The following is a 12225-nucleotide window of genomic DNA, read 5'->3' as shown; positions in this document are numbered from 1 at the left end:
CCCGGAACCCAGCACCGAGCGCAGCCGGTAACGCCCGGCCACGACGCGAGGCTGTTCGCTGGAGGTCGACACCCCCTGATTGTGTCGTATCCGGACCTGACGCATTCAGCCAAGGTCGTACCCCTAGCGACGAGGCTCACAGGTGAGGGTGCGGCGCCCGCGAACTACCATCGACAGGTATGACCAACGTCGGTGAGGCCGAACCCGGCGAGCTCTCGCTCGCCGCCGAATTCGGTGGCGCGAGCCATGCGCGCTGGCAGGAGCTCGTCGCCGGGGTGCTGCGTAAGAGCGGCGCGCTACCCGAGGACTTCGAAGGCGCTCCCGAGAGCAAGCTGGTCACCCGTACGTATGACGGCATCGAGATCCAGCCGCTGTACACGGCCGAAGACACGACCCCGCCTGCCGGTTTCCCCGGCTTGTCGCCGTTCGTGCGCGGCGCGAAGCCGGAAGGCTCGGTCAGCACCGGCTGGGACGTCCGCGCGCTGCACGCCGATCCCGACCCGGCCGTCGCGAACAAGGCGGTGCTCGCCGATCTCGAAGGCGGCGTGACCTCGCTGTGGCTGCGGGTGCCCGCCGCCGCGCTGGCCGATGTGCTGAACGGCGTCTACCTGGAGCTCGCGCCGGTCGTGCTCGACCCCGGCGCCGATTTCGAGGCGGCCGCGACCGCGTTGACCGAGGTGCTGGCCGAGAAGGAGATCCCCGCCAGCGAGGCGAACGGGAACGTCGGCGCCGACCCGATCGGGCTGCGCGCGCGTACGGGTTCGGCGCACGACATCGCGCCTGCCGCCGAACTCGCCGTACGACTGTCCGGCAAATACCCGAAGCTGCGGACGCTCGTCGCGGACGGGCTCCCGTTTCACGAGGCGGGCGGCTCCGACGCGCAGGAACTCGGCGCGGCTATCGCGGTCGGTGTCGCGTATCTGCGCGCGCTGACCGAGGCCGGGCTGAGTGTCGAGGCGGCCGCTTCGCAGCTGGAATTCCGGCTCGCCGCTAGCGCCGACCAGTTCCTGACGATCGCGAAGTTCCGGGCCGCGCGGCGGCTGTGGGCGCGCGTGACCGAAGTGTCCGGTGCTTCCGGCGTCGCCATGCGCCAGCACGCGGTGACCTCGCCGTCGATGCTGACCCAGCGCGACCCGTGGGTGAACATGCTCCGGACGACCGTCGCCTGCTTCGGCGCGGGGGTCGGCGGGGCCGACGCGATCACCGTGCTGCCGTTCGACGACGCGATCGGCTTGCCGGACGCGTTCTCACGGCGCATCGCGCGCAACACACAGGCGATCTTGCTGGAGGAGTCCAAACTCGCCGGTGTCATCGACCCGGCAGGCGGATCCTGGTACGTCGAGAATCTGACCGACCAGCTCGCGCACGCCGCCTGGCGTGAGTTCACCGAGATCGAGCGCGAGGGCGGGATCTCGGCGGTGCTGGCCTCCGGTTCGCTGGCCGGGCGGCTGGCCGCGACCTGGGCCAAGCGGTCCAAGCGGATCGCCACGCGCAAGGACCCGATCACCGGGGTCAGCGAGTTCCCCAATCTGGCGGAGAAGCCGGTGATCCGTCAGCAGTCCACTGTGGATGTCCAAGGTGGACTCCCGCGTGTTCGCTACGCGCAGGAGTTCGAGGCGTTGCGCGACGCGGCGGACGCCTGCTCGGTGCGGCCGCGGGTGTTCCTCGCGACGCTGGGACCGGTCGCCGCGCACACCGCGCGCGCGGGTTTCGCCGCCAACCTGTTCCAGGCCGGTGGGCTGGACGTGATCAACCCCGGCGCGGTCGACGACATCGTGGCAGCGTTCACAGCGAGCGGCGCGAAGGTCGCTTGCCTGTGCGGCAGCAACACTTCGTACGCCGAGGAAGCCGATTCGGTGGCCACCGCGTTGAAGAACGCGGGCGCCGACGCGGTCTTGCTGGCGGGCAAGGGTGACTACGCCGACGTCACCGGTTACGTCTTCGCCGGGTGTGACGCACTCGAAGCCTTGACCGCTCTCCACGCGACTCTGGGAGTCACTCGATGAGCATTCCCGACTTTTCCGACGTCGAGCTGGGCACGCCGGAGCCCGCCGGTGCCAAGGCATGGGACGAGGCGCTGCACGCGAGCACCGGCAAGGGCCCGGACGCGCTGGCGTGGGAGACCCCGGAGGGCATCGGCATCAAGCCGGTGTACACCGCGGACGATCTGTCCGATGTGGACTTCCTGGGCACCTACCCCGGTATCGCGCCGTACCTGCGCGGGCCGTACCCGACGATGTACGTCAACCAGCCGTGGACCATCCGCCAGTACGCCGGGTTCTCCACCGCCGAGGAGTCCAACGCCTTCTACCGCCGCAACCTCGCGGCAGGCCAAAAAGGACTGTCGGTCGCGTTCGACCTCGCCACGCACCGCGGCTACGACTCGGATCATCCGCGAGTCGCCGGTGACGTCGGCATGGCCGGTGTCGCCATCGACTCGATCTACGACATGCGCCAGCTCTTCGACGGCATCCCGCTCGACAAGATGAGCGTCTCGATGACGATGAACGGCGCCGTGCTGCCGGTACTGGCGCTTTACGTCGTCGCGGCGGAAGAACAGGGTGTCAAGCCGGAGCAGCTGGCCGGGACCATCCAGAACGACATCCTCAAAGAGTTCATGGTCCGCAACACCTACATCTACCCGCCGCAGCCGTCGATGCGGATCATCTCCGACATCTTCGGCTTCACCTCGCAGCACATGCCGAAGTACAACTCGATCTCGATCTCCGGCTACCACATGCAGGAGGCCGGGGCGACCGCCGACCTGGAGCTGGCGTACACGCTGGCGGATGGCGTCGAGTACATCCGCGCGGGCGTCGACGCCGGGATGGACGTGGACAAGTTCGCGCCGCGGCTGTCGTTCTTCTGGGCCATCGGGATGAACTTCTACATGGAGGTCGCGAAGATGCGCGCGGCCCGGCTGCTGTGGGCCAAGCTCGTCAAGCAGTTCGACCCGAAGAGCACGAAGTCGCTCTCGCTGCGCACGCATTCGCAGACCTCGGGCTGGTCGCTGACCGCGCAGGACGTCTACAACAACGTGGTGCGCACCTGTGTCGAGGCGATGGCCGCGACCCAGGGCCACACGCAGTCGTTGCACACCAACGCGCTGGACGAGGCGCTGGCGTTGCCGACCGACTTCTCCGCGCGGATCGCGCGCAACACGCAGCTGCTGCTGCAGCAGGAATCCGGCACCACGCGGGTCATCGACCCGTGGGGCGGCAGCGCGTTCATCGAGAAGCTGACCTACGACCTGGCGCGTAAGGCGTGGGCGCACATCGCCGAGGTCGAGTCGGCAGGCGGCATGGCGCGCGCGATCGACGCGGGCATCCCGAAGCTGCGCATCGAAGAGGCCGCCGCGCGCACGCAAGCGCGGATCGACTCGGGTCGTCAGCCGGTGATCGGGGTTAACAAGTACCTCGTGACCGACGACGAGGCCATCGACGTTCTCAAGGTCGACAACGCGGGCGTGCGTACTCAGCAGCTTGAGAAGCTGCGAAGGCTGCGCGACGAGCGTGACGAAGAAGCGACCCAGGACGCTTTGCGAAGGCTTACGGCGGGCGCTGAGAGCGATGGCAACCTGCTCGCGCTCGCTATCGACGCCGCACGTGCGAAGGCGACAGTCGGCGAGATCTCCGACGCGCTTGAGAAGCCGTGGGGGCGGCACGCCGGCCAGATTCGTACGATCTCGGGTGTGTACCGCGACGAGGTCGGCAAGTCCCAGAACGTCGAGCAGGCGCGCTCGCTGGTCGAGGAGTTCGCCGCCGAAGAGGGCCGCCGTCCGCGCATCCTGGTCGCCAAGATGGGGCAGGACGGGCACGATCGCGGCCAGAAGGTGATCGCGACGGCGTTCGCGGACATCGGCTTCGACGTCGACGTCGGCCCGCTGTTCTCCACGCCTGGCGAGGTCGCGCGGCAGGCCGTGGAGGCGGACGTGCACGTGGTCGGCGTGTCCTCGCTGGCGGCGGGGCACCTTTCGCTGGTGCCCGCGCTGCGGCATGAGCTCGCCGAGCTGGACCGCTCCGACATCATGGTCGTGGTCGGCGGCGTCATCCCGCCGCAGGACTACGAGGAGCTGCGCGCCGCGGGCGCGGCGGCGATCTTCGGCCCGGGCACGGTGATCGCGGACGCGGCCATCGACCTGCTCGGACAGCTGCGGGAGCACTGACCGTTGCCGCGCAAGGTCGATGTCGCCGCGTACGCCAAAGGGGTGCTCGCGGGTGATCGCGGGACGCTGTCCAAGGCGATCACGCTCGTCGAGTCCAATCGGGACGATCACCGCGCGCAGGCGCAGGAGCTGCTCGTCGAGTTGCTGCCCCATGCCGGTGGCGCGTGGCGGATCGGGATCACGGGCGTGCCCGGTGTCGGCAAGTCGACATTCATCGACCAGCTCGGCACCGACCTGACGTCGGCGGGGCATCGCGTCGCGGTGCTCGCGGTCGACCCGTCGTCGACCAGGACCGGCGGCTCGATACTCGGCGACAAGACGCGGATGGCCAGGCTGGCGGTCGACCCGTCGGCGTTCATCCGGCCGTCGCCGACCTCGGGGACTTTGGGCGGCGTCGCGCGCGCGACGCGCGAGACCATGGTGCTGATGGAAGCGGCCGGTTACGACATCGTTCTGGTCGAAACGGTCGGGGTTGGACAGTCCGAAGTGACCGTGGCGAACATGGTCGACTGTTTCCTCTTCCTGACGCTGGCACGCACCGGCGATCAGCTGCAGGGCATCAAGAAGGGCGTGCTGGAACTCGCGGACGTCATCGCGGTCAACAAGGCGGACGGCGACCACGAGCGCGATGCCAAGCGGGCAGGGCGTGAGCTGGCAGGCGCCTTGCGGATGATCTACGGCCCCGACGCGCTCTGGACGCCGCCGGTGCTCACCTGCAGCGCGCTGACGAATGTCGGACTTGACACTGTTTGGGACCAAATCGGCAGGCATCGCGAGACGCTCGCGGATGCTGGTCAACTGGACGAACTGCGGCGCCGTCAACAGGTCGACTGGACCTGGGCGATGGTGCGGGAGCAACTGCTCGGCCGCCTTTCGGCGCATCCCGGCGTGCGCGCGGTGGTGCCCGAGGTCGAGCAGGCCGTGCGCGAGGGGCGGTTGACCGCTACTTTGGCGGCGCAGCGGATCTTGGCTGCCTTTTCGGTGGAAGGAGGGGAATGAGCGGGAAATTGCGAATCTTTTTCGTGTCCTGCGTGCTGGCGGTGGCGGCGTTCGGCTTTTCACCGGCACTCGCCGACGGCACCCCGGTCGCGGCATCCGTGCACGTCACGGCGCCGGCACAGGTCGGTCCCGGTCCCGTGCTGGACCCGGCGTCGACCAGTGAGGCCGACAACCAGAAGACGAAGAACAAGCTGATCGCGGGTGGTGCGGCGGTGGTGCTGCTGCTCGTCGTGATCTGGGGAAGACGCGCACGGTCCAAGAAGTCGACCTAGGCGGCAAACGGTCGAAAGGTAATCGGCAATCGGTTACGCCGAATTCCCTCACGCCGTTCAACGCAGATCCACTACCGGCCGTCTAGGGCCCCTCCGCTCAGTGCGCATGTCGCCGCCTGCATGGTGCACCATCGTCTGCAAATGCGTATGACAGACATCACTGAGCCATCGGCAACTCGCGTTGCGGGAGGAGGTGCGGCGTGACCGTTCTCGATTCCAGGCCGGACATTCCAGGCGACCCCGGGGGTCACGTGGCACCCGGTGCGTTGATCACCGAAGCCGGAGTCACCATGGCACCTGTGCAGGACCTGGGTGCCGGACGTGGGCCGTACTGGCTCGACGACTGGCTGCGCGCGAACGCGGGCGACGTGCTCGCGTGGCGCCGTCACATCCACACCCACCCCGAGCTTTCGCGCTGCGAGTACGGCACGACCGAGCTCGTGATGAAGGTGCTGCGCGAAGTCGGCCTCAAGCCGTGGGTGCTGCCCGGCGGCACCGGTGTCGTCTGCGACATCGGCAAGGGTGACCGCTGCGTCGCGCTGCGCGCCGACATGGACGCGCTGCCGCTGACCGAGGCCACCGGGCTGTCGTATGCGTCCGTTAACGACGGCGTCGCCCACGCCTGCGGCCACGACGCCCACACGGCGATCCTCATGGGCGCGGCCCGCGCGCTGGCCGACGCACCCGAGCTGCCCGGCCGCATCCGGTTCATCTTCCAACCCGCCGAAGAGGTCATGCCCGGCGGAGCGCTGGACATGATCGCTGCCGGAGCGCTTGAAGGCGTCGAGCGCATCTTCGGCCTGCACTGCGACCCCCGCGTCCCGGTCGGCCTGGTCGGCACCCGCGTCGGCGCGCTGACGTCGGCCGCCGACCTGATCGAGCTTCGCCTGACCTCGCCTGGCGGCCACACTTCCCGTCCCCACCTCACGGCCGACCTGGTCCACGCGCTCGGCACGGTCATCACCTCGCTGCCGTCGGTGCTCTCGCGCCGCGTCGACCCCCGTTCCGGCACCGTCCTGGTCTGGGGCGCCGTCCACGCGGGCCAGGCGGCCAACGCCGTCCCCCAGGACGGCCTCCTGCGCGGCACCCTCCGCACCGCCGACCACGAGGTCTGGACAGCCCTCGAGCCCCTGGTCGCCTCCTCGGTCGAGTCACTCCTCGCCCCCACCGGCGTCGGCTTTTCGCTCGACTACCGCCGCGGCGTCCCCCCAGTCGTCTCCGACCCGGAAAGCACGTCTCTCTTGCGCGCCGGCGTCGAAGCCGCCCTGGGCGAACACGCGCTCACGTCGACCGAGCAGTCCTCCGGCGGCGAAGACTTCGGCTGGTACCTCGAGCACGTCCAGGGCGCCTTCGCCCGCCTAGGCGTCTGGTCAGGCGAGGGCCCCCAGCACGACATCCACCAGCCCACCTTCACCTTGGACGAGCGCGCCCTCCTCTGCGGAACCCGAGTCCTAGTCCACGCCGCCCTAACCTCCCTCGCCTAACCCTCCCGACCCGCCAGGCACGCGTGCCGACCCTTCGGGTACGCGTGCCGACCACTCAGGTACGCGTGTCGTCCCTCTGGGTACACAGGTTCACCCCCATCGGGTGAACCTGTCCCACCCGGAGTTATCCACAGGTGGGGTAGTTATCCACAGATCGCGAAATTGCCTCTTCCGCTGACCCGCGTGGATCTTCGATCCTCGAAGGCATGGTCAATTTAGGGGGAAGGTACGGGGCGGCCTTGCGTAGTGAGGTCGTCCAAAGAATCGGTCGTCGTGCGTTCGACAAAGCGATGGCCAGCGGTGTGCTCGTGCAGCCGTATCGGGGCGTCGTCGTCAATGCGGCTCAGGCTCTGGAGTTGACGACTCGGGCGCATGCGGCGCTGCTGGCCGTGGGTGATCCGTCGGCACTTTCGGGTGCGACTTCTCTTGCCTTGCATGGGATTTCCGTCGTCGAAGACGCCAGTATCCACATCACGATCCCGCCATCGCGACGAGTCAGAGCCAAGCCCGGTTTGGTCGTGCACCAGGCCGAGTACCGGGCGGTGGACGTGATCGAACTCGACGAGTTGAGGGTCTGTTCGCTCGACCTCGCGCTGGCCGAGTTTTTGTCGAATGGCGACAAGAGGACAGCGTTCGCCGCACTCGACCAGGCGATGCGTGGGCTCAGTGAGGAGCACCGCCGGAAGCTTCGGGACAACGTACGGGACCGGCTTTTCGAGCGCCCGGACCGGCGAGGTATCCACAGGGCCTTGATGCTGCTCGACCTCGCGACCGGCAAGGCCGAGTCGCCGCCGGAGAGCATCCTCCGGTTACTCGTCGTCGAGGCGGGCTTTCCCGTTCCAGAGGCTCAGCACGAGATCTACACCATCGACGGCAGCAGGCGGCTGTACGTGTTGGACCTCGCATGGCCTGTGTTGCGAATCGCACTGGAGTACGACGGTTTCGCCGCGCACGAAGAGCGCAAGGACTATGACAACGAGCGTGATGCCCGGCTGGCAGGCCGTGGGTGGATCACCATCCGTGCGGTGGCGGCTGACTTACGGGATCCGAGCCGATTGCTGCGTGAACTTCGGGCGGCTTTCGAACGTCGGGCTCGGTGAGGAATGTGCCTGGAGAGTCGGCACACGTGCATAAGGAGTCGGCACGCGTACCTGGAGAGTCGGGACACGTGCCTGGGGAGTCGGGACGGGGTTAGCCGGTTATGCCTTGGCAGGGGCGGGTGCGGAGGGCGTCTACGTAGTCGACGGGGGCTCCGGCTGCTTCGGCGGCGTCGGCCAGTACGCCTAGGTAGCGGGCGGAGGGTAGGCCGCCTTCGTAGGCGTCGAGGACGTAGAGCCAGGCTAGGACCGAGCCGTCCATGGTTTGGACGCGCAAGCGGATCTTGTTGTGCATGCCCAGCTCGCCGCCTTCCCAGCGGTCGAGGCGGTCCTCGTCGAGCGAGATGACGTCGTAGAGGACGACGAAGACGCGGGAACCCGGGTCTTCGACGATGGTGGCGAGCGCGCCTTCCCAGCCGAGGTCTTCGCCTCCGAAGGTCAGTCTCCAGCCTTCGAGCCAGCCGGTGCCGGCCATCGGGGAATGCGGCGCGCGCTCCAGCATCTGGGCGGGCTCCATGTTGGATCCGTAAGCGGCATACAACGGCACGCCGCACAGCCTAGCGATACATCCCTCACCCGATAGGACGCACTCGCCGAGTCCACCTAGGCTGAGCGTGTCGAACCGGCACAGGACCGGCCAAGGAGGAGGAATCAGGTGACCAGGATCGTGATCATGGGCGGAGGCCCGGCGGGTTACGAAGCGGCTCTGGTCGCCGCGCAGCACGGCGCGGACGTGACCATCGTCGAGCGTGACGGGCTCGGTGGCGCCTGCGTGCTGTACGACTGCGTGCCGTCCAAGACCTTCATCGCCTCCTCCGGCGCCCGCGCGAACATGCACGGCCTCGCTGAGCTGGGGATTCACACCGACCTGGCCGACACCAGCGTCGACCTGCCGACCGTCCACGGCCGCGTCAAGGGCCTCGCGCTCGCGCAGTCGGCGGACATCCGCGCCAGGGTCCAGCGGGAGGGCGTGCGCGTCCTCACCGGCCAGGCGCGCTTCTGCGACGAGGAGCCTGGGCTCGCAACGCACAAGGTCGCCGTCGAGGGCTCGGACGGCCGGACGGAGGTGCTCGACGCCGACGTCGTGCTCATCTCGACGGGCGCGACCCCGCGCGTGTTGCCCGGCGCCGTGCCGGACGGCGAGCGCATCCTCGACTGGCGCCAGCTCTACGACCTGACCGAGCTCCCGGAGCACCTCGCCGTCATCGGCTCGGGTGTCACCGGCGCCGAGTTCGCCTCGGCGTACACCGAGATGGGCGTCAAGGTCACCGTCGTCTCCAGCCGCGACCGCGTGCTCCCGCACGAGGACGCCGACGCCGCCGCGGTGCTCGAAGAGGTCTTCTCCCAGCGCGGAACCACCGTCGCGAAGCACGCGCGCGCGGAAAAGGTCGAGCGCACCGACTCCGGCGTCAAGGTGCACCTCGCCGACGGCCGCGTGATCGAGGCCAGCCACGCGCTGATGACCGTCGGGTCTATCCCGAACACCGCCGACATCGGCTTGGACAAGGTCGGCATCGAACCCGGCCCCGGCGGCTTCATCACCGTCGACCGTGTTTCGCGCACCAGCGTCTCCGGCATCTACGCGGCAGGCGACTGCACCGGCGTGCTCATGCTCGCCTCCGTGGCCAGCATGCAGGGCCGTATCGCCATGTGGCACGCGCTCGGCGAAGGCGTCGCCCCGATCAAGCTGAAGACCGTCGCCGCGAACGTCTTCACCCACCCGGAGATCGCCACCGTCGGCATCAGCCAGCAGGCGATCGACTCCGGCGAGGTGCCAGCCAGGACGATCATGCTCCCGCTCGCGACCAACGCCCGCGCGAAGATGGAAGGTCTCCGGCACGGTTTCGTGAAGCTGTTCTGCCGCCCCGCCACCGGCGTGGTCGTCGGCGGTGTGGTCGTGGCGCCCACGGCGAGCGAGCTCATCCTTCCCATCGCGCTCGCCGTGCAGAACCAGCTCACAGTGGAACATCTGGCACTGACATTTTCGGTGTACCCGTCGCTGTCGGGGTCGATCACCGAGGCCGGCCGCCAGCTCATGCGCCACGACGATCTCGACTGACGCAACCCGGAGCGGGGTCACGACGTCTAGGGCGTGTCTGGGAAGCACGTTCTAGGGGTTTGAAGTGATCAAGAAGGCCGCTCTGGTCGCCGCGTTCGCCGGCATCGCCGCATTCGTCAGCCCGGTCGCCGGGCACGCGCAGCCGGAGAACGCGGGCAACGTCCAGCTGAACGCCGACACGGCCGTGCTGCACGGCCTCAAGGGCACCTATCAGGGCGACGGCAACGACATCGCGCTCGGCGGGTGTGTCGCGGCGGGCACGGACGGCTTGAGCTCGCCCAAGACGGCGCGGTTCACCTCGCCGGTGCTCACCTTCGACCACTACGACTTCGGGCCGCTGATCGGTGTGCCCGGCAACGTCACGGCCGAAGCCAAGCTGAAGCCGGGCACCAAACCCGGCCGGTACCCGCTCGTGCTCGAATGCGAAGGAAAGTCTTACACCACAACGTTTTCCGTCACCAAGGGGCAAGTGGCCAAGGTTCCGTCCGGAGCCGCACGTGCCGGTGACGGCAGCATGGCAGGCTAGACTTCCTGATCCGAGAACCGCCGTCGGGAGCATTCCCGGTGGCGGTTTTTTCGTGGCCGGGCGCCTCTAGAGTGTCGGCGAAATCCGTATTCATTATTCTGACTCAAGCCGCGACGCAACCTCGATACGGCATAGGCGTCTTTAAGGGTGTAAGAGCGAGACGGGGGTCTCGCAAAGAAATACAACTCTTTTGAAGCAACCACAGGCTAATTAATTTCAGGGGATAACCATGCGTAAGTCCATTGTCGCCGCCGGCCTCGCCGCGGGTTTCGCTCTGCTCGGCCCGGCCGCCGCTTTCGCGGCCGACGAGCCCGCCACCGACAAGACCACCACCACCACGACCACTGAGCAGGCGCCTGCTCCGGAGGAGCACGCCGGCGTGCCCAAGGCGTACCTGAAGGTGTCGCCGAAGGCCGCGAAGCCGGGGCAGAAGGTGACCGTCAGCGTCGGCTGTGACACGGAGTTGAACCTGAACTCGCCCGCGCTCGACATCGGCCGCACCCACCCGGTCGGACCGCAGCACGACCCGAGTGTCGCGCCTGAGGAGCAGGCCAGCGCGGTCGTGAAGGACGTCAAGCCCGGCCGCTACCCCGTCTCCTACGAATGCGGCCGCGGCACCGTGATCAAGACGACGTTCACCGTGCTGCCCGCCGACAAGGCCAAGGAGCCCGCCAAGCAGGTCACCAAGGTCCCGGCCGGTGCGCCGCAGACCGGTGGCTCCGACGGCCCGTCCGACTACACCGCGCTCGTCGTCGGCCTGACGAGCGCCGGGGTGCTCGCGACCGCCGGTGGCGTCGGCTACGCCGCGTACCGCCGTCGCGGTGCCAAGAACTGACGCCTGAGGGCAACCGTTCGGTCCCCGGGGGCGTCTTGAGTGACGTGGGGGGTGAATGCAGGGGGCGGGCCGGCCCCGGGAAACCGGGGCGGCCCGTATTCACGACACGCAGGATTTCGAGGGGCAGGACATGAAGAACTTCTTCCGGGGCAAGCGAGGGCTTCTCACGCTGGCCCTCGTCATATTCGGCGCGCTCACCTTCACGCTGAGCGGCTGCGCGTCGGACACGCAGGCGCCGCAGCCGGTGGCCGCGCAGCAGCAGGACAAGCAGGCAGCGCCGGAAGACGGCGGCGGCGCGACCGGGCTGGCGAAGTCCGAGCCGGTTTCGGTGGACGTGCCCAAGATCGGCGCGAAGTCGACGCTGGTGCCGCTCGGGCTCAACGCGGACAACACCGTCGAGGTGCCGCCGGTCTCGCAGCCGATGCAGGCCGGTTGGTACAAGAACGGGCCGACGCCGGGTGAGATCGGGCCCGCGGTGATCCTCGGGCACGTCGACGGCAACAAGCAGCCCGGCATCTTCTACAAGCTCAAGGAACTCGCGCCGGGTGACAAGATTTCCGTTGCCAGGAAAGACGGTTCGACCGTGGAGTTCGTGGTGACGAAGGTCGACCAGATCGCCAAGGACACGTTCCCGACCGAAGCCGTCTACGGCGACACCGAGGACGCGCAGCTGCGGCTCATCACGTGCGGCGGCGCCTTCGACAAGACCGCGCACAGCTACAAGGACAACATCATCGTTTACGCGAAGCTGGCCTGAAAGACTCGTGCGCGTTGCGGGCGGTTAGAAC

General features: G+C 68.2%; 11 protein-coding genes. 10 read left to right on the top strand and 1 reads right to left on the bottom strand.

What is annotated here, in order from left to right; translation table 11 throughout:
• Positions 1–179: 179 nt before the first annotated feature.
• From ACFV15_RS38130 to ACFV15_RS38105, 6 genes are all read left to right on the top strand, one after another.
• Complete coding sequence (locus tag ACFV15_RS38130; RefSeq protein ID WP_378357017.1) at positions 180–2006, top strand: methylmalonyl-CoA mutase family protein; 1827 nt, start codon at positions 180–182, stop codon at positions 2004–2006.
• Entirely contained in the window at positions 2003–4165 is a 2163-nt protein-coding gene (gene scpA / locus ACFV15_RS38125) for a methylmalonyl-CoA mutase (RefSeq protein ID WP_378357016.1), read from the top strand. The genes ACFV15_RS38130 and scpA overlap by 4 nt, the downstream gene beginning before the upstream one ends.
• A gap of 3 nt (positions 4166–4168) precedes the next feature.
• Entirely contained in the window at positions 4169–5164 is a 996-nt protein-coding gene (meaB, locus tag ACFV15_RS38120; protein WP_378357014.1) for a methylmalonyl Co-A mutase-associated GTPase MeaB, read from the top strand.
• On the top strand, positions 5161–5436 hold the full coding sequence (locus ACFV15_RS38115; RefSeq protein WP_378357013.1) for a hypothetical protein: 276 nt from the start codon (positions 5161–5163) through the stop codon (positions 5434–5436). The genes meaB and ACFV15_RS38115 overlap by 4 nt, the downstream gene beginning before the upstream one ends.
• A 200-nt stretch (positions 5437–5636) precedes the next feature.
• On the top strand, positions 5637–6920 hold the full coding sequence (locus ACFV15_RS38110; RefSeq protein ID WP_378357011.1) for an amidohydrolase: 1284 nt from the start codon (positions 5637–5639) through the stop codon (positions 6918–6920).
• A 263-nt stretch (positions 6921–7183) separates the two neighbouring features.
• Complete coding sequence (locus ACFV15_RS38105) at positions 7184–8020, top strand: endonuclease domain-containing protein (RefSeq protein ID WP_378357043.1); 837 nt, start codon at positions 7184–7186, stop codon at positions 8018–8020.
• A gap of 91 nt (positions 8021–8111) precedes the next feature.
• Here the strand turns inward: ACFV15_RS38105 and ACFV15_RS38100 are convergent, their stop codons facing one another.
• Positions 8112–8564 carry a gamma-glutamylcyclotransferase gene (locus ACFV15_RS38100; protein ID WP_218134893.1) on the bottom strand — a complete coding sequence of 151 codons (453 nt, stop codon included), beginning with the start codon at positions 8562–8564 and terminating at the stop codon, positions 8112–8114.
• A 108-nt stretch (positions 8565–8672) separates the two neighbouring features.
• Here ACFV15_RS38100 and ACFV15_RS38095 point away from each other — a divergent pair, with 108 nt between their 5' ends.
• From ACFV15_RS38095 to ACFV15_RS38080, 4 genes are all read left to right on the top strand, one after another.
• The gene (locus ACFV15_RS38095) at positions 8673–10076 is read left to right on the top strand and encodes an NAD(P)H-quinone dehydrogenase (RefSeq protein ID WP_378357009.1); all 1404 of its coding nucleotides are present in this window, start codon (positions 8673–8675) and stop codon (positions 10074–10076) included.
• Positions 10077–10140: 64 nt separating this feature from the next.
• A complete protein-coding gene (locus ACFV15_RS38090) occupies positions 10141–10602 on the top strand; it encodes a hypothetical protein (protein ID WP_378357008.1) in 462 nt (153 codons plus the stop codon).
• A 229-nt stretch (positions 10603–10831) separates the two neighbouring features.
• On the top strand, positions 10832–11437 hold the full coding sequence (locus tag ACFV15_RS38085; RefSeq protein WP_378357006.1) for a hypothetical protein: 606 nt from the start codon (positions 10832–10834) through the stop codon (positions 11435–11437).
• 130 nt (positions 11438–11567) lie between these two features.
• On the top strand, positions 11568–12194 hold the full coding sequence (locus tag ACFV15_RS38080; RefSeq protein ID WP_378357004.1) for a class F sortase: 627 nt from the start codon (positions 11568–11570) through the stop codon (positions 12192–12194).
• Positions 12195–12225 lie beyond the last annotated feature (31 nt).

Source organism: Amycolatopsis sp. NPDC059657 (genome assembly GCF_042734395.1).
Lineage (GTDB): Bacteria > Actinomycetota > Actinomycetes > Mycobacteriales > Pseudonocardiaceae > Amycolatopsis.
The sequence above is the reverse complement of the archived record's forward strand: the minus strand, read 5'-3'. Positions and strand labels throughout refer to the sequence as shown.